Origin of the sequence: Asticcacaulis excentricus CB 48 (genome assembly GCF_000175215.2) — a bacterium.
Lineage (GTDB): Bacteria > Pseudomonadota > Alphaproteobacteria > Caulobacterales > Caulobacteraceae > Asticcacaulis > Asticcacaulis excentricus.
The window spans coordinates 2046634-2068912 of record NC_014816.1 but is presented as its reverse complement, the minus strand read 5'-3'; the positions used below and the strand labels follow the sequence as shown (position 1 = coordinate 2068912).

Annotated in this window: 17 protein-coding genes; 6 read left to right on the top strand and 11 right to left on the bottom strand. The window is 60.7% G+C overall.

Translation table 11 applies throughout. From position 1 onward, the window contains the following. Positions 1-2: 2 nt before the first annotated feature. Together ASTEX_RS09580 and ASTEX_RS09575 are read right to left on the bottom strand one after the other, a co-directional pair. Positions 3-1709: a GH39 family glycosyl hydrolase gene (locus ASTEX_RS09580; protein ID WP_013479423.1), complete on the bottom strand. Its 1707-nt coding sequence runs from the start codon at positions 1707-1709 to the stop codon at positions 3-5. Positions 1710-1772: 63 nt separating this feature from the next. After that, a complete protein-coding gene (locus ASTEX_RS09575) occupies positions 1773-4139 on the bottom strand; it encodes a glycoside hydrolase family 2 TIM barrel-domain containing protein (protein ID WP_013479422.1) in 2367 nt (788 codons plus the stop codon). Between the two features lie 197 nt (positions 4140-4336). On the opposite strand from ASTEX_RS09575, the gene ASTEX_RS09570 reads away from it, so the two are divergent. Next, complete coding sequence (locus ASTEX_RS09570; RefSeq protein ID WP_013479421.1) at positions 4337-5248, top strand: SMP-30/gluconolactonase/LRE family protein; 912 nt, start codon at positions 4337-4339, stop codon at positions 5246-5248. A gap of 136 nt (positions 5249-5384) precedes the next feature. After that, positions 5385-7499: a malate synthase G gene (locus ASTEX_RS09565; protein WP_013479420.1), complete on the top strand. Its 2115-nt coding sequence runs from the start codon at positions 5385-5387 to the stop codon at positions 7497-7499. Positions 7500-7516: 17 nt separating this feature from the next. Here the strand turns inward: ASTEX_RS09565 and ASTEX_RS09560 are convergent, their stop codons facing one another. The 3 genes from ASTEX_RS09560 to ASTEX_RS09550 form a co-directional block, all read right to left on the bottom strand. Further along, positions 7517-8365, bottom strand: coding sequence for an IclR family transcriptional regulator (locus ASTEX_RS09560; protein ID WP_013479419.1), 849 nt, complete (start codon positions 8363-8365; stop codon positions 7517-7519). Between the two features lie 41 nt (positions 8366-8406). Then, the gene (locus ASTEX_RS09555) at positions 8407-8802 is read right to left on the bottom strand and encodes an MliC family protein (RefSeq protein ID WP_013479418.1); all 396 of its coding nucleotides are present in this window, start codon (positions 8800-8802) and stop codon (positions 8407-8409) included. A gap of 134 nt (positions 8803-8936) precedes the next feature. Further along, a complete protein-coding gene (locus tag ASTEX_RS09550) occupies positions 8937-11123 on the bottom strand; it encodes a prolyl oligopeptidase family serine peptidase (protein ID WP_041658615.1) in 2187 nt (728 codons plus the stop codon). 208 nt (positions 11124-11331) lie between these two features. On the opposite strand from ASTEX_RS09550, the gene ASTEX_RS09545 reads away from it, so the two are divergent. Beyond that, complete coding sequence (locus ASTEX_RS09545) at positions 11332-11946, top strand: hypothetical protein (RefSeq protein WP_013479416.1); 615 nt, start codon at positions 11332-11334, stop codon at positions 11944-11946. Between the two features lie 3 nt (positions 11947-11949). Further along, positions 11950-12255: a winged helix-turn-helix domain-containing protein gene (locus ASTEX_RS09540; protein WP_013479415.1), complete on the top strand. Its 306-nt coding sequence runs from the start codon at positions 11950-11952 to the stop codon at positions 12253-12255. Between the two features lie 53 nt (positions 12256-12308). Here ASTEX_RS09540 and carB read toward each other — a convergent pair whose 3' ends face one another. From carB to carA, 3 genes are all read right to left on the bottom strand, one after another. After that, on the bottom strand, positions 12309-15605 hold the full coding sequence (carB, locus tag ASTEX_RS09535; RefSeq protein ID WP_013479414.1) for a carbamoyl-phosphate synthase large subunit: 3297 nt from the start codon (positions 15603-15605) through the stop codon (positions 12309-12311). A 138-nt stretch (positions 15606-15743) separates the two neighbouring features. Further along, on the bottom strand, positions 15744-16058 hold the full coding sequence (locus ASTEX_RS20280; RefSeq protein WP_144004641.1) for a hypothetical protein: 315 nt from the start codon (positions 16056-16058) through the stop codon (positions 15744-15746). 4 nt (positions 16059-16062) lie between these two features. Further along, positions 16063-17235, bottom strand: coding sequence for a glutamine-hydrolyzing carbamoyl-phosphate synthase small subunit (gene carA / locus ASTEX_RS09530; RefSeq protein WP_013479413.1), 1173 nt, complete (start codon positions 17233-17235; stop codon positions 16063-16065). Positions 17236-17573: 338 nt separating this feature from the next. Here carA and ASTEX_RS09525 point away from each other — a divergent pair, with 338 nt between their 5' ends. Continuing rightward, positions 17574-17762 (top strand): hypothetical protein, encoded by a 189-nt coding sequence (locus tag ASTEX_RS09525; protein ID WP_013479412.1) that lies wholly within the window; start codon positions 17574-17576, stop codon positions 17760-17762. A gap of 23 nt (positions 17763-17785) precedes the next feature. Next, positions 17786-17908, top strand: a complete 123-nt coding sequence (locus tag ASTEX_RS20830; protein WP_013479411.1) for a hypothetical protein — start codon at positions 17786-17788, stop codon at positions 17906-17908. A gap of 78 nt (positions 17909-17986) precedes the next feature. Here ASTEX_RS20830 and ASTEX_RS09520 read toward each other — a convergent pair whose 3' ends face one another. The 3 genes from ASTEX_RS09520 to ASTEX_RS09510 form a co-directional block, all read right to left on the bottom strand. After that, positions 17987-18226, bottom strand: a complete 240-nt coding sequence (locus ASTEX_RS09520; RefSeq protein ID WP_013479410.1) for a DUF2798 domain-containing protein — start codon at positions 18224-18226, stop codon at positions 17987-17989. Positions 18227-18409: 183 nt separating this feature from the next. Then, positions 18410-20041, bottom strand: a complete 1632-nt coding sequence (locus tag ASTEX_RS09515) for an alpha-L-fucosidase (RefSeq protein WP_013479409.1) — start codon at positions 20039-20041, stop codon at positions 18410-18412. A gap of 153 nt (positions 20042-20194) precedes the next feature. Next, complete coding sequence (locus ASTEX_RS09510; protein WP_013479408.1) at positions 20195-22144, bottom strand: sialate O-acetylesterase; 1950 nt, start codon at positions 22142-22144, stop codon at positions 20195-20197. Between the last annotated feature and the right edge of the window lie 135 nt (positions 22145-22279).

The following is a 22279-nucleotide window of genomic DNA, read 5'->3' as shown; positions in this document are numbered from 1 at the left end:
GTCTATTCAATAATCAGTAGGGTTACGCCCTGACGCATCAGCGACAGGTTCAAGGTGGCTTGTCCTTTTGCGACCGTCAGAGGTGGCAAGGCTTGCGGGTGCATGACGGACGCGGCTTCGAGCTGTTTATATTGATCCTGATCCGGTGACGGGGGTGCGCCCATTTTTTGCCAGGTCGTATAGGCATTGGCCGTGTTCGCATCGACGCGGTATTGAGTGACCTTACGAGAAGCTGCCTTGCCAAGGCCGTTCAAGCTCAGGGCGATCTGCGCATCCGGCCCTTTCAGGTCATCGTCATTATAATGCCACAGCAACACCGCGACGCGTTGAGCGTCGCGCGTCGCCATGACGCCGACATCGTTTTTCTGCGTGACGCTGGCGATCATTTCGTCGAGAGGCACCTGCGCCGAAGAGGTGGCGCTGAGCTGCTCCGGCCCAAGCTTCGCATACATGCGGAAGACATTGAGCACAGGCAGGTCGATGCCATTGGTGGCCAGTTGCCTATACCCGGCGAACCATGGCTGATCCTCAAAGGTGAAGGCCCAGGTCAGGACGCCTTCCAGATTGACCTGATGCCGCTCGGATAACTCCCAGATGCGGGCAAAGGAGGCCGCCGTATAGCTGGAATACATGGTGCCGTTACGATAGCCATTGGCCTTGCCCGGGCAGGCGGCGCAGCCTTCGGGATCGCTTTCGCCGATCACGATGGGCGTGTTTTTGAGTTCCGGAACCGCCGCGATCTTTTTGAAGCCGTTTTCGACGGCCTTGAGCTGACTGTGCATCCCCATGCGGACGTGGCCCCCTTCCTTAGCATCACCGATGAAAGTCGGTTGGCCTTTGGCGTGGAAGGCGAGGAAGTCGGTTGGCGTGCCGGTCTGACCTGTGGCGTAGTTGGTGCCGGACACGACGTGTTTTAAAAACCCGTCCATAAAGGCCCCGCCTGAGCCCGCCACATCCGGACCGCCGACGCGGGCTTCGGGCAGGGCGCGTTTAACGCCCGCAATGGCGTAGTCGTGCGTCTTGTAAAATTCTTCCGGCGTGCCCTTCCAGTAGGAGGGACCGTTGGGTTCGTTCCACACCTCGAAATACCACGTCAGGACTTCGTCGCGGCCATAGCGTTCGATATTGTGTTTCGTCCACTGATAGACCAGCTCCTCCCACTTGGCATAGTCCTTCGGCGGATAGTTCCAGCCCCCTTCGATCAGCTCATAGCGAAATCCCGGCCGCCAGGCATGGCGATAGGGTGTACCTTCGGGGGCTGACGACAGGGCCTCAGGCATAAAACCGATCTGGAGATAAGGCCGCACCCCGCGCTGAAGATAGGAGTCGATGATCATGTCCGTGATCATCCAGTTATAGACCGGCTTGCCGTCCTTATCCTCGGTATAGGCGTTGGTGGAGCCCCATTTGAAGGCCGGGGTACCATCGCCGGTATTCAGCAGGTTATGAGCACGAAAATAGACCTGTTGGGGTTTCAGCGCACCCAGATGGTCCAGCAGTTTCTGCCCGTCCTTCATGGTGGCGTAGTTGGGCTCATCCGCCCCGAAAAAGCGCCAGACGGGCTTGAGCGGACCGGTGGTTCTGCTGGCATCAACTCTCACCGTTACCGGGAAGGACTCTTGGGCCATCGCGGGCAGGGCCAGTGAAGGCAAGGCCAGTGAAGGCAGGGCCAGGGCGAGGAGGGTAGTGGTCAAAGCGAGTTTGCGCATCAAGAATGTCCTGTGCCCGCGCTCTCGTCTGGGAGAGGGCTGAGGTGAAGGGGAGATACGCATCTACTCTTTCGCATCCAACGTCACCGTGGCGGGTTTCAGGCCCTCGCCGGAGACCGTGACGCGGATTTTGCCCTTTGTGCCGGTGGCGCGCACCATAACCAGCGCCCGGCCGTTCCACGCCTTTCGGGTGGTGGACGAGAAGATGGTTGAGTCGGTAGGCGAGCCATTGTCGAACGCCGCCAGTTGCCCAGCGCCTTCGACGGTCACACTCAGGGTCTGGGCCGCATCTGGCACGCGCACGCCGTTTTTGTCCACCACCTCGGCCCGGACAAAGCCCACATGATCAAAGCCCGGTTTTAGCGCGGCCTGTTCGGCCGTCAAACGGACCGCGACGGGTGCGGAGGCGGTTTTCAGCTCATCCTGTGCCACGACCTTACCGGCGGTATCATAGCCCACCACGCGGATCGTGCCGGGGGCGAAGGGGACGTCGTATCTGATGGCGCTGTCGTCGGCATTCTTTGGTTTTTTGCCCAGTGATTTCCCGTTGAGGAACAGCTCGACCATCGGCGTATTGGCGACGATTTCGACCTTTTCACTGTGCGGGCCGTTCTCCTGCGGCGTCCAGTCATTGAGCACGCCCGGCCCCTTAGGCTGAGGCATGGCGACGCCCACCATGGTCGGCAATTCCGAGGTGTCGATCACTTCGGTGACGCGGCGCCCGATCCTGACCACGGGTGTTTCCGCCCACCACGAGGCGCGTTCCCAGCCGATGGGCTTCACTACATCCGTGCGGTCCACCAGCCCTGACGGGTTGGAGATGAATGGCCACCCGGCGCGGTCGGCTTCACCCAGATAGTCCGCCCCGGTCCACAAGAACATGCCGGCATAGGGAGCGTAGTCGCGCACCGGCACCCAGGAGGATCGGTTTTTGGAGTTTTCCGTGCCGATGATCTTGCGCGTCGGTTTGTCCTTGTGTGCCTGAATCAGCTCGTTCTCACGATAGTTCTGCCCCACGACGTCCAGCAGGTCGGCGAGCCCGTTCTTATAGTCGCCGGTGGTGTTGGGGCGGAACAGGGCCATGGTTACCGGACGCGACGGGTCTTCTTCATGGAAGATGTTTTGCAGGCGCGTCAGGATCGACTTGGCGACGACCGGATAGGGCGTGTCGTGAATTTCATTGCCGATGGACCAGATAATGACCGACGGATGGTTGCGGTCGCGTTTGGCGAAATCGCGGGCATCCAGTGACGACCAGTCGGTAAAGAACAGGTGGTAGTCCTTCGGGCTTTTGGCCACCGTCCACATATCGAAGGCCTCATTCATCACCACGATGCCGAGGCGGTCACACAGGTCGAGGAATTCCGGTGAGAACGGGTGGTGGGCCGTGCGGATGGCATTGACACCCAGCGCCTGAAGGCCGCGCAACCGGCGCTCATAGAAGCTCAGCGGCACGGCCATGCCAAAGGCCCCGCCATCGGCATGGATTGCCGTCCCTTTCAGCTTGATATTGCGGCCATTGAGCCAGAAGCCGGTATCAGCGCGGAATTCGATTGTGCGCACGCCAAAGGTCGAACGATCGGTTTCCAGCACCTCGCCCGTATCGGCCACTACCTTGACCTCGGCGGTGTAGAGGTTCCCCTGACCGAGATCCCACAGTTTCGGCTGTGCAAGCGCCCCTTCGGCATTCAGCTTGGTGACGCGTCCGGCGGGAAGGGTCTGCACGGCGCCTTTGAAGGTCCCGGCGGGTTTACCATCCGAGCCGGTGAGGGTAATTTCCAGATGCGCCGTGCGGTCGGTCTTCGATTGATTGCGAATCGCGCTTTCGACCTTCACCGTAGCCGACGCGGCGTCGATTTTGGGCGTTGTGACATAGGTGCCCCAGCCATCGACATGGATGTCGCCGGTGACGATGAGTTTGACGTGACGATAGATGCCGCCCCCGGCGTACCAGCGCGACGCCGGCTGCGCAGAGGTGTCTGCGCGCACGGCGATGACATTATCGCCGTCCCTCAGGTGGTCGGTAATCTCATAGCGCACGCTGGAATAGCCGTTGGGGCGATGGCCGACGTGCATGCCGTTGATCCACACGCCGCCGCGTTCCATAACGCCGCCCAGTTCAATGAAGACGCGCTTGCCCTTCAGATCAGGCGTCACGGCAAAGCTTTTGCGATACCAGGCCACACCGGTCGGCAACCAGCCGCCTGAGCCCGTTGAGGCGGCATTCTGATCAAACGGTCCGGCAATGGCCCAGTCGTGCGGCAAAGTGACGGGCTTCCAGTCGGCGGTCCCTCCGGCCACGCTTTCCGCGCCTTCGATATCGCCTTTGGCGAAGGTCCAGCCCGCATCGAAATTGACGGTTTCACCAGCCATTGCGCCCGATGAAGCCAGCATCAGCGCGGCCACAGCCGCGACATATCGTTTCAGCATGTTGTTTCCCTGTTTCGCCCGCCGTTTTCCGGCCTGTGTCGTTTTACGGAGTATCGCGCCTGTGCCGTCGGGGCGTTGCGTCTTTTTGGTTAGTAATGACTGAAATTGAGCAATGAGCAAGCAAATTGTATTATGAATAATCGCATTTGCCTTTCACGGTGCCTCCGGTGTAGCCAGAGGGAAACCGGAGACATCGCATGTGGCAGCCGTCAGAGATTTATCCAGATCCGTCCGTTGAAAGCCTCGATCCGCGGTTCGATACATATCGTCTTTCGCTGGCGGCGGTGGAGCGGCTCTATGAAGGCACCCGTTGGGGCGAAGGGCCGGTGTGGTTCGGCGACGGGCGCTATCTGCTGTGGAGCGACATCCCCAATGACCGCATTCTGCGCTGGGACGAAGAGACGGGCGTGGTGTCGATCTTCCGCAAGCCATCCGACTTCGGTAATGGCAACACGCGCGACCGGCAGGGGCGGCTGATTTCGTGTCAGCATGGCACGCGCAGTGTCACCCGCACCGAATATGACGGCACGATCACAACGTTGGCCAGCCAGTATAAGGGCAAGCGCCTCAACTCGCCCAATGATGTCACGGTCAAAAGCGATGGCTCGGTGTGGTTCACCGATCCCCCGTTTGGTATTTTGGGCGATTACGAAGGTCATCGCGCTGAACCGGAACTGCCGACGAACGTCTATCGCTGGACGGAGGCTGGCTTAAGTGTCGTGACCGACGCCATCGACCGGCCCAACGGCATCTGTTTTTCGCCGGATGAGCGGCTTTGCTACATCGCGCAGTCGGCGGAGCCCAAACGCATCTGGGTGTTCGAGGTGGTGGGCGACGGCCTTACGAACGGGCGGGTGTTTGTCGAGTGCGCGCCTGGTCAGCCGGATGGCTTTCGCTGCGACGAAGACGGCAATCTGTGGTGCGGCTGGGGCGGCGGCCCGGGCCTGAATGGTGTGCGCGTCTTTGCGCCGGACGGCACAGTGATCGGCCATATCCACCTGCCCAATCGCTGCGCCAATCTGGTGTTTGGCGGACGGGCCCGGAACCGCCTGTTTATGACGGCGGGGCAGTCGTTGTTTGCGCTTTATGTAAATACGCGCGGCGCATAGTACGGAAAATGGAAATTATTTCTCATTAAAATTCATATATTTACAATTAAAATAGATTTTGGAAATAATTTCCGGAAAAATTGACCCGCTGGTTCATGAGCGGTTATCCTGACAGCACTTAAGGAAGGAAACCGTTATGGCCTACACCCCCGTCTCCGGTATCGAGGTTGATGACATCCTGTGGCGCTTTGTCCGCGAAGAGGCCCTGCCGGGCTCTGGCGTGGCCGAGGCGGCGTTTTGGGACGGGCTGGCGGGGCTTATCCGCGACTTTGGCCCGCGCAATGCCGCCCTTCTGGCGAAGCGCGACGCCTTGCAGACACAAATCGACAACTGGCACCGCAGCCACGCCTTTGAGCCGGTGGCCTATAAGGCCTTTTTGAGCGAGATCGGTTATCTGCGGCCCGAACCGGCGGCGTTCACCGTCACGACGGCGGATGTCGATGAGGAGATTGCGTGCCTGAGCGGGCCGCAACTGGTCGTGCCGGTGTCCAATGCCCGCTATGCGCTGAACGCCGCCAATGCCCGTTGGGGCAGCCTTTACGACGCCCTCTATGGCACGGATGTGCTGGGGCTGGTTCCAGCGCCGGGCGGCTATGACGCCACGCGCGGTGCCGCGGTGCAGGCTGCGGCCAAGGCCTATCTCGATGAATTCGTGCCGCTGGACGACTTAAGCCACGCCGAGGTCTCGGCCTATGCGGTGGTGGACGGACAGTTGCGGGCCAATGGCGCGCCGCTGAAAGACCCGTCACAGTTCGTCGGTTTCAGCGGCCCGCCCGACGCGCCACAGTCGATCCTGTTGCGCCACAATGGCCTGCATATCGATATCCGTATTGACCGCCACAGCCCGGTGGCCGATGCGGCCGGCGTCGCCGACGTCGTGCTCGAAGCGGCCTTGTCCGCCATTATGGACATGGAAGACAGCGTCGCTGCCGTCGATGCCGCGGACAAGGTCGGCCTCTATCGCAACTGGCTGGGCCTGACGCGTGGCGACCTCAGCGAGCAGTTCCACAAAGGCGGTCAGGTGCACACGCGCCGCCTCAATCCCGACCGCACCTACAAGGCCCCCGACGGTCAGGCCTTCGCCCTGCATGGGCGTAGTCTCATGCTGGCGCGCAATGTCGGCCTGCATATGTACAGCGATATGGTGCGCCATAAAGGTCAGGCCGTGCCGGAGGGTTTGATCGACCTAATGATCACCGCCCTCATCGCGCACCACGACGCCGGCCGCAATAGCCGCACGGGCTCAGCCTATATCGTCAAGCCGAAGATGCACGGGCCGGACGAGGTGGGTTTTGCGGTGGAAACCTTCGCCTTCACCGAGCGCGCCGTGGGCCTGCCCGAACGCACTCTGAAGATCGGCATCATGGACGAAGAGCGCCGTACCAGCGTCAATCTCAGGGCCTGTATCGCCGCCGCCAAGGACCGCGTTTTCTTCATCAATACGGGCTTCCTTGACCGCACGGGCGATGAAATCCATACCTCGATGGAGGCCGGTCCGGTCCTGCGCAAGGGCGAGATCAAGGGGGCCATCTGGATCAAGGCCTATGAGGACTCCAATGTCGATTGCGGGCTGATCGCCGGTCTGCCCGGCCATGCCCAGATCGGTAAGGGCATGTGGGCGGCGCCGGATATGATGGCGGATATGATGACCCAAAAGATCGGCCATCTGAACGCCGGGGCCTCGACCGCCTGGGTGCCGTCACCCACTGCGGCCACCCTGCACGCCCTGCACTATCACCGAGTCGATGTGGCCGCCGTTCAGGCGCAGTTGCGAGTGCGGCCGCGCGCCTTGGTTGATGATATCCTGACGCCGCCACTGGCGACGCGAACCTATAACCCCGAAGAGATTGCTGAAGAACTGGACAATAATTTGCAGGGCATTCTCGGCTACGTGGTGCGCTGGGTTGATCAGGGCGTGGGCTGTTCCAAGGTGCCGGATATCCATGATGTCGGCTTGATGGAAGACCGCGCCACCTTGCGCATCTCCAGCCAGCACGTGGCCAACTGGCTGCGGCACGGCTGGGTGTCCGAGGCGCAGGTCTTGGAGCGCCTGAAACACATGGCCATGGTCGTCGATGCGCAAAATGCGGGTGATGCGGCCTATCGCCCGATGGCGCCGGACTATGTCGGCGAGGCGTTCAAGGCCGCCTGCGACCTGTGCTTTGACGGAGCCAGACAGCCCAATGGCTATACGGAGTTCATCCTGCACGCCCGGCGACAAGCGGCGAAACGTGTGGTGGAACGAGCATAGCGTCCCGTGTCCGTCCGTTATCGGGAAACGGGGCTCAACAGGTGCCCGCCGATCCGCTCGGTTATGCGCGCGGCGGTTTCGCGCACCTGCTGTGCCAGTTGCGGCAGGCGTTCATCGTTGAGGCGTAAGGCCGGGCCGGACAATGAGATCCCGGCGCGCGCTTCCCCATATTCGTTGAACACCGGAGCGGCGACGCAGCGCATCCCGATATGCGCTTCTTCGTCGTCCAGCGACCAGCCGCGCATCCGGATGGCACTCAGATCGGCACACAGGGCTTCGGGGGTAATCAGAGTCTTGGCCGTGTATTGCGGCAACTCACGGCGTTTCAGCAGGGCCTCCAGAGCGCGATCATCACGCTGCGCCAGCAGGGCTTTGCCGATGCCCGACGCATGCGCCGAGCGACGGTCGCCGATGCGGAAGAAGGCGCGGATGGGCGCTTCGCATTCGACCTGCGCCACGAACACCACTTCGAAACCGTCGAGCATGGCTAGATTGACCGTCTCGCCCGTCGCCTCCATCAGGCGCAGCATTTCTGGCCTACCAGCCGTGAGGATGCGGTTTCGGCGCTGAAAGGCCATACCGATGCGCAAGGCCTCAATGCCGATTGACCATTTCTGCGATGGCTCATCCCAACTGACCAGATCGTGCGCCGACAAGGTGGCCAGAAGCCGGTGCGCCGTCGAGGCGGCCAGTCCTGCCTCACGCGACAGTTCGGTCAGGCTCATCCCATCGTGGGCGGACAGAACTTTCAACAGGCCCAGCGCCTTTTCCAGCGTCTGATTGGTTGCCGGGGCGTCGGGCTTTAGCCGGTCTTCGCGCGGGCGACCGCGCGGGCGGGACGGGGTGGGATCAGGAGATCGTGCCATAAATGGAAACTATTTCCAGAATGCCGCCCCGTCAAAGGGATTTACCCCTTGGTACAGGCTTCGTCCGCAGACCCCCAGTTGGCGTCATTGCCTTTGGTGTGCAGGCTGTAGCCTTCGGTCTGATAGAGGGTGCCGTCGCCGGAGGAGGTTTTAAGCAGGGTGAGTTTGCGGTTGTTGTCGGACAGCACCGTCACATCGGCCTTGTCATCGGAAAATACGACCGACAGCTTTGTGCCCAGTGCGCAGGTGTAGCTGATCGGGTCTGAGACGGCGAAATCAGCGGCGGCCGACGACATGGCGTCCTTGGCGTCGGTGGCGATTTCGGAGGTGGTTTCCTGCACTTCTTCGACGGCCTGCTGGGCTTCAGGCTTGGAACAGGCCGACAGAGAGGCGGCGGTGAGTGCCATCAGGGCGACGACGGTGGCGATCTTGCGCATGGGGGTGATCCTCTTTCAGTGGTCCTTCGGAGGTATCAGCCCGCGCGTAAGGAAACGATCAGATCGCCCCTTATCGAAGATTAATGAAGGGGAAGAAAAAACCCCCTCTTCCGACGGGAAGAGGGGGTTTGGGTTTAGTCCATCAGCTTTTGCGCCAGATAGGTATATTCCAGCGCGTTCCGCTTGGCCGTCTCCTTGAGATTGGCCGCAGCGGAGTGGCCGCCGTCGGTGTTTTCGTAATAAAGGAATGGCAGGCCCATATCCCCCATCAACGCGGCCATCTTGCGAGCGTGGCCCGGATGCACGCGGTCATCCTTGGTCGAGGTAACGAAGAAGGGCTCCGGATATTTCACCCCGGCCTTCAGATTATGATAGGGCGAGATGGCCTTTAGGAAGGCGGCCTCTTCCGGCACGTCCGGACGGCCATATTCGCCCTGCCAAGAGGCTCCGGCCAGCAGGGTGTGATAGCGCAGCATATCGAGTAACGGCACCTGCACCACCACGGCATTCCACAGGTCCGGGCGCTGCGTCAGCTGCACGCCCATCAGCAGCCCGCCGTTTGAGCCACCCATGATACCCAGACGACGCGGCGAGGTGATTTTGCTCTTGATCAGGTCTTCTGCCACGGCCTGAAAATCGTCATAGATAACCTGACGCTTGGTCTTGAGGCCCGCCTCGTGCCACTTCGGCCCGAACTCCCCGCCGCCTCGGATATTGGCCAGCACATAGGCGCCGCCCTTTTCCAGCCACAGCTTGCCAATCGCCCCTGAATAGGACGGTGTCAGCGAGATTTCAAAGCCGCCATAGGCATAGAGCAGGGTTGGCGTATTGCCGTCCAGCTTGGTGTCCTTTTTCATCACCACGAAGTAGGGGACCTTGGTGCCATCTTTCGAGGTGGCCCAGTGCTGTTCGACCTTCAGCCCCTCGGCATTGAAGCGTTCCGGGCTGGCCTTCAGCTTGGTCACCGTGGTCTTGTCGGCGTCGGCGATGTAAAGCGTCGAGGGTTGCAGATAGCCCGTGGACCAGGCGAACAACTGATCCGACTCGTCATCGGTCGAGCCGAGGCTGAGCGACGAATTCTCCGGCAATGGCAGCGATTTCAGCACCCACTGGCCATTGATGAGGCTGACCGACTGCACCTGACCGGTGACGTTGGACAGGATCGACAGCACCAGATGGTTCTTCGTCTGACCGATGCCGGAGACACTCTGATGATCGTTCGGCGCAAAGATGACCGAGGGCTCGACGTTTTTCGGGTCTTTAAGCGCGGCTTTCAAGTCAAAGGCGATCACTGCGCCGGAGGGGTATTTAGTGCCCCTAGCGCTAGTCCAGTCGTCCTTCAGCGAGAAGACAGCCTGACCCTTGTAGTAGGCGTTCATTTCCGAGGTCAGCGGCAGTGGCAGTTTCACCTCGCCGGCCTCGGTGAACCAGGTCGTGTCTGTCTCAAAGAAGCTGGGGCGGCGCTCGGCATAGTCCATGACGTAGTTGCCGTCGATGTCGCGCAGTACGGTGCGATAGGCCATCATATCGGCCTTTTCACCGCGATGGATTTCCACCGCCTGATCGAGGTTCTGACCGCGCTTGAGCACCTTGGTGACGAAGGCATATCCCGACGGCGTGACTTCGCCAGGCGTCCATTCGCGGGCGACATAGAGGGTGTCCTTGTCCTTCCATGTGACGATCTGCTTGCCTTCGGGCAGGGTGAAGCCGCCCTCGACAAAGCTCTTGGTCGTTAGGTCGTATTCGCGCACAGTCACGGCGTCCTTGCCGCCGTTCGACAGGCTGATCAGGCAGCGGGTGTTTTGCGGGGGCAGGCACGACGCACCTTTATAGACCCAGTTCTGGCCTTCTGCCTCGGCCAGAGCGTCGAAGTCCAGCAGAATGTCCCACTTGGGCGTTCCCGCCAGATACGAGGCTTTGTCCGTGCGGCGCCAGATGCCGCGCACATGGTCCTTGTCCTGCCAGAAATTGTCGATGAAGCCGCCATTGGCGAAGCCCGGCGATGGTATGCGGTCGGTGGCTTCGACGATCTTCAGCACATCGGCTTCGTACTGCGCAAAGCGCGGATCGGCCATCAGGCTTTTCAGGCTGCGTTCGTTCTGCGCCTTGACCCAGGTAAGCGACTTCTCGCCCTCGACCTCTTCCAGATACTGGCGCGGATCGGCGGCGTCTGGTGTCAGGCTGGCGGGATTGGCCGGAGTGGATTTGGCGACGGTGGTGATATTGGTCATCTGGGCCTGCGAAGTGAGGGGCATGGCTCCCAAGATGAGCAGCGAGGCGGCCATGCGCAAGGCCTGACGCGACAAGGACGAGTTTGACATGTGGAGGGTTTCCCGTGGTTGGTTTTGTCTGAAACTAACCCCGGCTTTAGTCTCTTTGGCAAGCCCGGACGAAAATCTTACAAAAATGTAATGCCGGGTGCGCATAAAGCACTTTACAAAATAAAGTACTTCATTCATAACAAACTCAGGCCGCTCAGACAGAGGGCCATGACGACATCAAACGCTGCCTTATGGAGGGGCAAAACCTATGGACTCTAACACACTCAAAAGCGACATCGACTATCTTAAGTCTCTGGCTCTGGATGGCGGGCGCGCCCCGGTCATGAACGGCGGTGCGCTCTTTTGGGCCGGCATCTGTTTTTCGGCGGCGGCCGTTGTACAGTATCTGGTAATGGACGGCGTTCTGACCGTTCCCAACCCGTGGTTTCTGGCCCTGAACTGGGGGGCGGCAGCGGCCATCTACGCCGTCCTGTGTATCGCCTCTATCACCGCGTCTAAACGCCGCTATGGCGTGGGCAATGCCATGAACCGCGCCATCGGTTCGGTTTGGTCGGGCGTCGGCTTTGCCATCTTCGCCCTGTTCGTTACCTTAACGGCGGCGGCAGTCGGTATGAAGGCCATGGAACAGATGCAGCCGTTGATCGCGCCGGCAATCGTTATCCTCTATGGCGTCGGCTGGTGGGTCGTCTCGGTCCTGTCGGGCCGAAAGTGGATGGCGGGCGTGGGCCTGCTGAGCTTTGCCGCCGCGCCATTTCTTGCCTTTGTCGGCGGTCAGCCGCTCCAGATGCTGGGCTATGCCATCACCCTGACCCTTATTGCCACCATTCCGGGCCTTGTCCTGATGCGCTCATCGGAGGGCTGAGACATGCCGGATGAGTTCAATATTGAGCGTATCGACGACGTTATTCATGGCCGTCTGAGGCTGGGCATCATGGCCTATCTTTCTACGGCCGGGTCGGCGGACTTCACGACACTCAAAGCGAAAACGCAATCCACGGACGGCAATCTGTCGGTGCAGGTGCGTAAGCTGGAAGAGGCGAACTATGTCACGGTGGACAAGGCCTTTGTCGGCAAGAAGCCGGTCACGACCATCACCTTGACCGAGGCGGGCCGCGCGGCCTTTGTCGATTATCTGGACGCCATGCGCCGCCTGATCGACGAAGCGGGGTAAGAGCTTATACCGTCTAAGTAAAAAAGCCCGCCGTTTCCGGCGGGCTTTGTTCGTTACGCATATTCCTGAATGGAGCGAACGTCTAGCTCGCCTTTGAGTCCTGACGCGATGGCTCGCACCGCGGCAACAGCGCCATTCGCCGTTGTGTAGTAGGGGATCTTCATCATCAGAGTCGTGCGGCGGATCGAGAAGGAGTCGAGCAGGGCCTGCTTGCCTTCGGTGGTGTTGAAGACCAGCGCGATCTCGCCATTCTTGATGGCGTCCAGCACATTCGGACGGCCTTCAAGCACCTTCTTGATGGTGTCGATCTTTACGCCCTGCGCCGACAGATAGTCCGCCGTGCCCGCCGTGCCGCACACCTCGAAGCCGAGGCTGAGCAGGGTGCGTATGGCTTCAACGATCACCGGCTTGTCCTGATCCTTCAGCGAGACAAACACCTTGCCCGACGTTGGTAGTCTGGTGCCGCCGCCCAGCTGCGACTTGGCAAAGGCGCGGGCAAAGGCGTCGATCATCTCTTCACCGTCGCGTACCCAGTCAAGGCCCATGACCTCACCGGTCGAACGCATCTCAGGCCCAAGCACCGTATCGACATTAGCAAAGCGCGCGAAGGGGAAGACCGCTTCCTTGACTGCCACGTGTCGGTAATCGCGCGGCGTCAGGCCGAAGGACGACAGGGACTGACCGGCCATGACCTTGGCGGCGATCCCTGCCAGCGGCTTGCCCAGCGTCTTGGCGACGAACGGCACGGTGCGCGAGGCGCGCGGATTGACCTCCAGCACGTAAATCTTCGGGTCAGTATAGGGGTTCAGGATAGCGAACTGCACGTTCATTAGCCCCTTGACCTTCAGTGCCTTCGCCAGTTCGATCGTCTGACGCTCAAGCTCCTTGACCGTTTCCGGCTTCAGCGAGAAGGGCGGCAGTGCGCAGGCCGAGTCGCCGGAGTGCACGCCGGCCTCTTCGATATGCTCCATGATGCCCGCGACAAACACGCCAGTTTCATCAGACAGCGCATCGGCATCGACTTCGATGGCGGCGCTTAAGTACTGGTCGATCAGAACCGGTGAGTCGCCCGACACCTGCACAGCTTCGCGCACATAGCGGGTCAGTTGTTCGTCGTCGCGGATGATTTCCATGGCGCGGCCACCCAGTACGTAGGACGGGCGGATGACGATGGGGTAGCCGACCTCATGCGCCGCCTTGAACGCTTCTTCCGGCGTGCGGGCGATAGCATTGACCGGCTGCGTCAGGTTGATCTCTTTCAGCAATTGCTGGAAGCGCTCGCGGTCTTCGGCCAGATCAATGGCATCGGGAGAGGTGCCGAGGATGGGGATGCCTTCGTCTTCTAGCGCCTGCGCCAGTTTCAGCGGCGTCTGGCCACCGAACTGCACCACTACACCGGCCAGTGTACCGTTCGACTGTTCGACGCTGATCAGTTCTAAAACGTCTTCGGCTGTAAGCGGCTCGAAATAAAGGCGGTCGGAGGTGTCGTAGTCGGTGGAGACCGTCTCCGGGTTGCAGTTGACCATGATGGCCTCAAGGCCCATGTCCTTATAGGCAAAGGCCGCGTGGCAGCAGCAGTAGTCGAACTCAATGCCTTGCCCGATGCGGTTCGGACCCCCGCCGAGGATGATGGCCTTCTTGCGGTCTGAGGGCGCGGCTTCGCATTCCGGCACCTGACCCAGAGCGCCCGATTCGTAGGTCGAATACATGTAGGCGGTCGAAGAGGCGAATTCGGCGGCGCAGGTGTCGATCCGTTTGAACACGGGACGCACATTGAGGCCGCGACGGGCGGCGCGCACGTCTTTTTCCTTCGTGCCGGTCAGCTTGGCCAGACGCACGTCGGAGAAGCCCATGGCTTTCAGCTTGCGCAGCTCATGCGCGGTCTTGGGCAGGCCCAGGGCACCGATCTTGGCTTCTTCGGCGACGATGGTTTCGATCTGACGCAGGAACCACGGCTCATAGTGACAGGCCGTGTTGATCTCTTCGACGCTGAGGCCGTGGCGGAAGGCCTGAGCGATGACGCGCAGACGGTCCGGCGTCGGACGTCCCAGTTCGCGCACCACGGCTTCCTTGATGGCGTGGACGCTGGTCGCACCGGCGACGCCGGGGATTTCGACCTCATCAAAGCCCGACAGGCCGGTTTCCAGACCGCGCAGGGCCTTTTGCACCGACTCGGCAAAGGTGCGGCCGATGGCCATGACTTCGCCGACCGACTTCATCGAGGTGCCGAGCAGCGGCTCAGAGCCCGGATACTTCTCAAAGGCGAAGCGCGGGATCTTGGTGACGACGTAATCAATCGACGGCTCGAACGAGGCGGGCGTCACCTTGGTGATGTCGTTGGTCAGTTCATCCAGAGTGTAACCGACGGCCAGCTTGGCGGCGATCTTGGCAATGGGGAAGCCGGTGGCCTTCGACGCCAGAGCCGAGGAGCGCGACACGCGCGGGTTCATTTCAATGACGATCATGCGGCCATCGGCGGGGTTCAGCGCGAACTGCACGTTCGAGCCGCCGGTTTCGACGCCGATTTCACGCAGCACGGCCAGAGAGGCCGAACGCATGATCTGATATTCCTTGTCGGTCAGGGTGAGCGCCGGGGCAACCGTGATTGAATCGCCCGTATGCACGCCCATCGGATCGACGTTTTCGATGGAGCAGACGATGATGCAGTTGTCCGCCTTGTCGCGGACGACTTCCATCTCGTATTCCTTCCAGCCGACGATCGACTCTTCGATCAGTACTTCGGTGGTGGGGCTGAGGTCGAGGCCGCGCGTGACGATGTCGCGGAACTCTTCCTGATTGTAGGCGATGCCGCCGCCGGTCCCGGCCAGCGTAAACGACGGACGAATGACGGCGGGCAGGCCACCAATAGTCTTTAGCGCCTCAACCGCCTCTTCCCAGCTGTGGGCGACAGCAGATTTGGCTGACTCAAGGCCCAGCTTGTCCATGGCGTCGCGGAACTTCTGACGGTCTTCAGCCTTGTCGATGACCTCGGCCTTGGCACCGATCATTTCGACATTGTATTTGGCCAGCACGCCATTGTTTTCCAGCGCCAGCGCGGTGTTCAGCGCCGTCTGACCGCCCATGGTGGGCAGAAGGGCGTCCGGGCGCTCCTTGGCGATAATCTTTTCGACAAATTCCGGGGTGATCGGCTCGATATAGGTCGCATCGGCCACGTCCGGATCGGTCATGATGGTGGCCGGATTGGAATTGACCAGAATGATGCGGTAGCCTTCCTGACGCAGGGCCTTACAGGCCTGCACGCCGGAATAGTCGAACTCACAGGCCTGACCGATGACAATGGGCCCCGCGCCGATGATCAGGATGGACTTGATATCTGTACGTTTGGGCATGTCTGTCTTTCTTCCGGTCTGGCTTCAGGTCTTGTCGCGCGCAAAGTTTCGGGCAAACGTCGTACGACGTCTGTCCGGTGGAAAATGAACCCTTGTGGGCTCTGTTATGTTTTCAGGCTAAGCGGGTGCTTTAGTGCCTTAAGGACGGGGATGCAAGTTTTGATTTTCAATAATTTGCTGCGCCGTTTCAGACGCCTCGAACCCACCATGCAAAACGATTTGGTTCAATTCCGCTTTGTATTCAGAACAATCAAAGTGGCTTGCACACCAAACCAGAGTGCCCACCTGCTGAAAGGCACAGGAGGCAATTGTTTTGAACAATGTGGCCAATAGGCGAGACGCTTTAGCAGCATCCACAAGACTTGCATCCAGAAGCTCAATCGCAAGACCATTCCGTTCGTGATGATCTTCGGAGATGCACAGTCTTTGCAGTTTTCGCTCAAAAACGTCCAAGCGATTACGCCGCCACCTTGGCGTCGCGCATATAGTGCGCAAAACGTTCAAACAGGTACAGTGAATCGACCGGGCCGGGCGAGGCTTCGGGGTGATGCTGGACGCTGAAGACCGGCTTGCCATCCAGAGCGATACCGCAGTTGGTGCCGTCAAACAGCGAGACGTGGGTTTCGACCACACCGGTGGGCAGGCTATCGCGATCGACCGCAAAGCCGTGGTTCATCGAAACGATCTCGACCTTGTTGGTGGTCAGGTCCTTCACCGGGTGGTTGGCGCCGTGGTGGCCCTGTTCCATCTTCAGCGTCTTCGCCCCCAGCGCCAGAGCCAGCATCTGATGGCCGAGGCAGATGCCGAACACCGGCAGACCGGCGGCAACCAGTTTTTGAATCTGCGGCACAGCATAGGCCCCGGTGGCGGCCGGGTCGCCCGGACCGTTGGACAGTAGCACGCCATCGGGCTTCATGGCCAGAATCTCTTCGGCCGGGGTCTGGGCCGGGACGATCTTGACCGCCGCGCCGACGCTGATCAGGGCGCGCAGGATGTTCTGCTTCACACCATAGTCGATGACGACGACGTTGAAGTCCGCCTTCTGACCGTCCTTATGGCCTTCGGACCACTTCCACAGATCGGAGGTCCATTGCGCCGCCTGCGTCGAGGTGGCGTCCTTGGCCAGATCCAGCCCGACAAGGCCCGCCCACTCGGCGGCCTTTTGCGTCAGGGCGGGGATGTCGAACCGACCTTCGGGGTTGTGAGCGATTACGCCGTGCGGCATACCTTTTTCGCGGATGCGCTTTGTCAGCGCGCGCGTGTCGATCCCGGCAAGGCCCACCACACCGCGCGACGCCATCCACGCATCGAAGTTGAGGGTTGAGCGCCAGTTGGCGGGCGGCGTCGGCAGGTCGCGGAAGATCGCGCCCTTGGCGGCCCGGCGCGGATCATCGCCCAGTTGCTCAACATCTTCCGGATTGACGCCGACATTGCCAACGTGCGGGAAGGTGAAGGCGACGATCTGATCCATATAGGACGGATCGGTGAGGATTTCCTGATAGCCGGTCATGGCCGTATTGAAGCAGACTTCGCCCAACGCATCGCCGGTCGCGCCGCACCCCAGACCCTGAAACACGGTGCCATCGGCCAGAACCAGAACCCCCGTCACACCGGGAAGAAGATCAGTCATGGTCAAATACTCCTATAGGAAGGCCAGAGGCGGGCAAGGCTGCGGGTAAACGGCCGCACACATAGGGATTTGGTCCCGCCGGGTCAATGACGAATTACCCTCAGGCGGTCACGATTGCGCGCGGCGCATGTAAGGCTTGGTAACATAATCGGACTCTGTCGTGGAAAAGCCGGATTTCGCCTCATTGCGGCTTTATTTGGCGGCGATAGGTCTCGATCTTTTCCGGCGGGGGATCGCCCGGTGCCGTTTCGACCCTGTTGAAACGTTACCTCAACCTTCGACGCGCATCCGAACCACAAGGTTTGGCCCTTGTGAGACGCGCTTACGGGAGAGCCTTGATGTATCGAATTTTTTTCCTCAATGCCGAAGATGCCGAAGTGACCTCGGTGCCGTGGGGATCGGACCTCAATCTGGCCATCGACCACGCCAAGGCCCACCTGCCGGCCCACAGCCGCTGGCACGGGGCGACGCAGGCGCGCATCTATGATACACAGACCAGCCAGCTCGTCTTTCAATATCCTCAATAACCATAATCATAAGGACACCGACCATGGCTAAAGGACAGAAAAAATCCAACAAGGAAATCCGCAAGCCGAAGGCGGCAAAGGTGAAGATCGAGCCAGCGGCCACGGCGGGTTTTGCCAAGGGCACCTTGTCACCGGTCAAGAAATAACCACTTACCGTGCGCGGTTATGATCGGGTCGCGAAAGATTTCCTTTTTCGCAACCCGCTTGGATACGAGACAGCCTTGCTATGACTCGGCGACCACCAGCCTTACGATGCGCCCGACCAGAGGCAGCACCATCAGTAGTGTGGGGAAGGCGATCAGCCACGAAAGGCCCCAGGCGGGCAGCCAGTGGCAGACAAAGCCCCCGGAAAACCCCACGGCCGCCAGAGTCGAGATCAGCGACACCACAAAGGTCATGATGATCGACAGGATAAAGGGCAGGGCGAACGCGCCATAGCGCGCCGGTAAGCGTGGAAACAGCATAGTGTCTCTTTCGGGAAAAAACGTCAGCACAGGGCACCTATGATCAGGCCCCGTCCACTGACGGGGGGTGAGGTGCGTTGCTTGACGTTACACGCTTACGGTCGGTTGCCGACGCGATCACCCTAGCGAAAGTGGCCAGTGGAAGCAAGCGAAGGCCCGGAGCCTTTGTCGGCTCAATGGGCTTTATACGATCCCCGACCCCATGATTTTCAGTACTGGCGTAAAGGTCGGGCGCGCGTCGGGCAACTTCACATTCAGCCCGTTGATCGACAGGCCGAACGCCAGCGGCTGACCATGGCCCAGCAGTTCGACGCGCTCGACCGTACCCTTGCGCTGGGCTGACCCCTGCGCCATGGCCGTCAGGTTCATATAACCGCTGTTGGGCCAGTCCTGCCCCAGCGCGTAGAGCACCTCGCCCTTAGTGGTGTAGCGGATGTCTTCGTGGCTAAAGCCCTTCTGCGCGTGCTCGTTCTGCATTCCTTCGGCAAAGCGGGCCGGGCCTTCGCCGTAGATCGTCCAGACGCGGGTGCCAAATATGGCCTCACCATTCACCCTCATCCACGCCGCCATGTCCTGAAGGATCTTGACTTCCTTTTCGTCAATGGCCCCGTTGCCGCGCTGTGGGATCGACAGCAGCATATTGCCGTTCTTGGCGACGATATCGCCGAGGCGCTGGATGACGTCCTTGGCGGTTTTATAGCCATTGCGCTCATAAAGTCCGCGGTCATAGTGCCAGTTGCCGATGCAGGTGCAGGTCTGCCAGTATTCGGCGCGCAGACTATCGGAAAAGCCGCGCTCGACATCATCGACGATGGCGCGTTTCTGTCTGGCGTCCAGCTTCTTGCCGGTGACGACGGCCTCCAGCTTGCCGCCGTTCCATTTGCGGTTCTGGTTGTAGAAATAGGCCGTGGCATCGAGCCCCGCCTGTTCCAACGGCAGTCCGTAATTGTCGAAATAGACAAAGTCAGGCCGGTACCTATCGACGAGATCGTTCTGACGCAGCAACCACTGTCTGGCATACCAGGCGTTAGGCGACGTCTCCAGCCACTGACCCGAATGCTGATCGTGAAAATCGTTCATCGCCTTGATCGACGTCAGGCCGTCCGGCGGCACCATGTCCTTGACCGGGCCGGTATAAAGCTCCTGCGGATCGAGGCCGTCCCACCATTTGCCCTTGCCATCGGACTTAGAAAGGCGCGCTGCGTCATAGCGCACGCCGCGCATCGGCCCTTCCGGATCGTAGCCATAGGCCGTCTGCCACCAGTGCCAGGCGTGGGCCGCGTGGTTGGAGACGCCAAAGCGCAGACCGGCGGCGCGCGCCACCTTCGCCCAGCGGCCGACAATATCCATCTTCGGGCCAACGCTCAGCGTGTTCCATTTGTGGAACTTCGAATCGAACATATCCAGATTGTCGTGGTGATTGGCCATCGACACGAAGTATTTGGCCCCGGCGGCCTTATACAGGGCGATCTGACCCTCCGGGTCCCAATCCGTGATCTTCCAGTCGTTGATGATCTCCATAAAGCCATGATGCGCTGGATGGCCATAGCGTTGCACATGCAGGTCGTAATAGGGATTGCCCTGCATATACATCTGCCGTCCGTACCAGTCGCCCGCCTCCGGCACGCACTGCGGCCCCCAGTGTGACCACAGGCCCAGCTTGGCGTCCTTAAACCAGTCCGGCGTCTGATAGGCGTCGCCCAGCGACTCCCAACTGGCCTTGAACGGGGCCGTCGCGGCCTGCGTAGCGGGGGAGAGGGCGGCACCGCTGAGGGCCGCGGCGGAACCAAGCATCTGACGGCGGGTAGGGCGCATGGGAGTCCTTTTTGCGGGGAAGGCGGGTTATACCAAGGGTCATTGAAAATGACTCTTGGTATTCCATTCGAGACTGTCTCATGTCACAAACACATATGAGACAGCCTCGAGTATTCAACGGCCGGATGCGGTCAGCCTCTTCGGCCGTTGGTATTATTGGATATCGATCTGGAAGGGCGCGACGGGCAGGTCGCTGGCGCTGTAGAGATTGACATAGGGCGAGTCGGCCCAGCCATAGCGCACCTGCTTTGCCGTCGCCGCACCTTTAAGCACCACCGCATCGCCTTCGACCGTCGCGCTTACAAACCGGCAAGCGCCGTCGCAGGTTTCAAAGCCAATGGCCTGATCCGACGAATAGGTGAGGAGCTTGCCCCCCGTGTCGCGGAACCGGATCACCACATCCGTGCCGCGGCGCGTGGCCGAGACGGGTTCGGGCGACAGGGAGACCGCTTCGCCATAGGCGGCCTTGCGCATCCCTAGTGCCACGCGCTCGCCCACCACCTTTTTCTGCGTCGGGTGGATGTCGGTGCGGTCGCCGACATCGAGGCTGACGACCAGAGCGGTGTTCGCGTCGGCCTTGACGCTGAGGCGCTGGGATTCGCGTAGCTCCGCCCATTGCGACGGGCCCGGGCCGTTCACCACCGGCCCGAAATTGGCCAGTTGCACGACGACGATGGGCAGGTTGGGTTGGCGGAAGCTGGTGCGCCAGTCGGCAAACAAAGCGGGCAGCAAGCGGCTATACTCCCTGGCATTGCTGGCATTGGCTTCGCCTTGATACCAGGCGACACCCTTGAGCGTGTAGGGCGCGATCGGCGCGATCATGCCATTATAAAGGGTCGCCAGCCCGGAGGTGGGCAGCCACGGTGTGGTCGGCACGTCGCTGAGCCCCGACATAGGTGTGGAAATCCTATATTTCCATGTTTCCGGAATTTGAATAATTTTGCCATCGCTCAGGAAAAGGCCGCGCGGCTTGGGGTCGCCCCACAGGCCACCGCCGCCGCCCGTATCGACGGCGCGCAGAGCGATGACATTGCGTCCGGCCTTCAGCACGCCCTTGGGAATCTCATAGCGCCGCGGCGTGTTCCACCCTTCGCTTGAGCCTATGACCTGACCGTTGATGAAGGTGGTATCGGCATCGTCCACCGCCCCCAGGACCAGCGTGGCGGCCGATTTGGCCTGCGCTGCGGTCAGAGTGACTTCGGTGCGATACCATACCACGCCGTCAAAGCCCGCAAGGGCCGGGTCGCCCGACTCTTCCCAGAAGCGCGTCGTGTCCATGGTCTTCCAGTCGCCGTCATCATAGGCGGTGGTCGCCCACTGGCGCTTTTCGGCGGCCTGCGGTTCGTGCGTGTCCCACCAAGCTTGTGTCACCTTTTGCCAGCCCTTTTGCGCCGCCTGCGGGTCGCGGGCATAGAGTTTCAGCGTCTCAAGGCCGGTATCGTAGCTTTTCAGCTGACGCAGGGTTGACTGGCTCAGCCACGACTGGATCATGGTGCCACCCCACGACGAATGGATCATACCGATGGGCACACCGGTTTTCGCCGCCAGCGTCTTCGACATGTAGTAGCAGACAGCCGAGCTGTCGCCGGTCGTTTCCGGTCCGACCGCGCGCCACGCCGGTGATTTCGGCAGGTCGCTCAGCGGGCCGGCGGGTTGCGCGTCTTTTTCAACCGTGACGAAGCGGATGCGGTCATTGGCCGAGTTGAGGATCTCGTTATAGGCATTGGTAGCGTATTTGGTGGTGAATTCCATGTTTGACTGCCCTGAACACAGGAACACGTCACCCACCAGAACGTCTCTCAGCGTTGCGCCTCCCGATAGGCTCAGTTCGTAAGGTCCACCGGCGGGCAGGGGGGCCAGGGTCGCCTCCCAGCGGCCCGAAGTGTCCGCCGTCGCGGTCGCCGTCTGACCGGCGATACGTAGAGTGACCGTTTCGCCCTTGTCGGCAAAGCCCCAAACCCGCACCGGGGCCTCTCTTTGCAAGACGGCGTGGTCGCCAAAGATGGCGGCAAAGCGCGGCGCGGCTTCAGCCGTCAGTGGGGTCGTCAGGGGCAGCGTCAGGGCCAGCAGACCGGCGGTCAGGCGCAGGGATGTCAGTTTCATCGGGCGGTCTCCACTGGATTTTTGCTGTAAATTATCATCGTGGCTCCGGCGTCGGTCTCTGCGACCGAGTCGCCATTACCTGTCAGATTCGTGGCGGTCATCTGGCTGTCTTCCCTGTTCGCCTCGCTTTTTTTT

Bases quoted from the DNA above. Each gene is read 5' to 3' on its own strand.
- ASTEX_RS09580 (WP_013479423.1), bottom strand. From the start codon at position 1,709: ATGCGCAAACTCGCTTTGACCACTACCCTCCTCGCCCTGGCCCTGCCT.
- ASTEX_RS09575 (WP_013479422.1), bottom strand. From the start codon at position 4,139: ATGCTGAAACGATATGTCGCGGCTGTGGCCGCGCTGATGCTGGCTTCA.
- ASTEX_RS09570 (WP_013479421.1), top strand. From the start codon at position 4,337: ATGTGGCAGCCGTCAGAGATTTATCCAGATCCGTCCGTTGAAAGCCTC.
- ASTEX_RS09565 (WP_013479420.1), top strand. From the start codon at position 5,385: ATGGCCTACACCCCCGTCTCCGGTATCGAGGTTGATGACATCCTGTGG.
- ASTEX_RS09560 (WP_013479419.1), bottom strand. From the start codon at position 8,365: ATGGCACGATCTCCTGATCCCACCCCGTCCCGCCCGCGCGGTCGCCCG.
- ASTEX_RS09555 (WP_013479418.1), bottom strand. From the start codon at position 8,802: ATGCGCAAGATCGCCACCGTCGTCGCCCTGATGGCACTCACCGCCGCC.
- ASTEX_RS09550 (WP_041658615.1), bottom strand. From the start codon at position 11,123: ATGTCAAACTCGTCCTTGTCGCGTCAGGCCTTGCGCATGGCCGCCTCG.
- ASTEX_RS09545 (WP_013479416.1), top strand. From the start codon at position 11,332: ATGGACTCTAACACACTCAAAAGCGACATCGACTATCTTAAGTCTCTG.
- ASTEX_RS09540 (WP_013479415.1), top strand. From the start codon at position 11,950: ATGCCGGATGAGTTCAATATTGAGCGTATCGACGACGTTATTCATGGC.
- carB (WP_013479414.1), bottom strand. From the start codon at position 15,605: ATGCCCAAACGTACAGATATCAAGTCCATCCTGATCATCGGCGCGGGG.
- carA (WP_013479413.1), bottom strand. From the start codon at position 17,235: ATGACTGATCTTCTTCCCGGTGTGACGGGGGTTCTGGTTCTGGCCGAT.
- ASTEX_RS09525 (WP_013479412.1), top strand. From the start codon at position 17,574: ATGTATCGAATTTTTTTCCTCAATGCCGAAGATGCCGAAGTGACCTCG.
- ASTEX_RS20830 (WP_013479411.1), top strand. From the start codon at position 17,786: ATGGCTAAAGGACAGAAAAAATCCAACAAGGAAATCCGCAAGCCGAAG.
- ASTEX_RS09520 (WP_013479410.1), bottom strand. From the start codon at position 18,226: ATGCTGTTTCCACGCTTACCGGCGCGCTATGGCGCGTTCGCCCTGCCC.
- ASTEX_RS09515 (WP_013479409.1), bottom strand. From the start codon at position 20,041: ATGCGCCCTACCCGCCGTCAGATGCTTGGTTCCGCCGCGGCCCTCAGC.
- ASTEX_RS09510 (WP_013479408.1), bottom strand. From the start codon at position 22,144: ATGAAACTGACATCCCTGCGCCTGACCGCCGGTCTGCTGGCCCTGACG.